The 800-nt window shown below is 39.9% G+C and carries 1 protein-coding gene; it reads right to left on the reverse strand.

Features of this window, described 5'->3' with window-relative positions:
• Positions 1-245: 245 nt before the first annotated feature.
• On the reverse strand, positions 246-461 hold the full coding sequence (locus AACV12_RS11225; protein ID WP_108243975.1) for a TIGR02450 family Trp-rich protein: 216 nt from the start codon (positions 459-461) through the stop codon (positions 246-248).
• Positions 462-800 lie beyond the last annotated feature (339 nt).

Raw genomic sequence — 800 nt, forward strand, 5'->3', positions numbered from 1 at the left:
TAGCAAAAGTGTTAGATGAGAAGAAAGCCAGTGATGAAAGAGCTAGAATTGTTAATTTTTTCATTGTGATAAATTCCAAAATAGTTTGATTGTGACTAGAGCATAACGCCCGGCTAAGGGGTTGACACCGCATAGCCGAACTCAAAAAACACACCGTAAACCCTGAACTTCAATTTTGCACTAAAGCCGCCACGCGTTGGCAATCCCTCTTGAGCCGTTTGTTAGGTGTATTACCCAAATGCCGATTATGTCCAGCCTTGAGACCATTTTTCTTCATCTTTTAACTCAAGCCAATCAATGGAATATTCATTTTTGGAAAGAACAGATTCTAACTTACACAAAGTGACTGAACCGTCTTCTTCATAGTCAACTTCTGACACCAAAAAGTGTTTCTCTCGGTTCATCGGTTTTACAGCTGTCCATTTGCTATTACGCAATTTTGCCGGATTAATCTGATTCATTTTTAACTCCGTAATATTATGAATTCATTATTTTACGGCCATTTTGAAAAATAAGTTCAATTGATGGCTGCGTTACTAAAGACACCTAACGCCGCGTTAAGGGGTGAACAACGCATTCCACCCAAACTAAACCATTGTGCCGTAAACACTAAAGCTGATTCAAACCAAAACTGCCAAGCGTTGTGAATCCCTCTTGAATGCTTTGTTAGTTGCCTTGGATTCAAGTACGAAGTGCGACGCCTCTGAACATAAAAACAGTGAGATGCGATAATCATGAACTTTGCTCCCGCCAAGAAGTAAAAAACATGAAATACACGCACCTCACTGAGAACGAAAGGT

Origin of the sequence: Vibrio sp. 2-2(8) (assembly GCF_963888495.1) — a bacterium.
Taxonomy (GTDB): Bacteria; Pseudomonadota; Gammaproteobacteria; order Enterobacterales; family Vibrionaceae; genus Vibrio; species Vibrio anguillarum.

Coding starts and splice junctions, on each gene's coding strand:
- AACV12_RS11225 (WP_108243975.1), bottom strand. CDS start 461: ATGAATCAGATTAATCCGGCAAAATTGCGTAATAGCAAATGGACAGCT.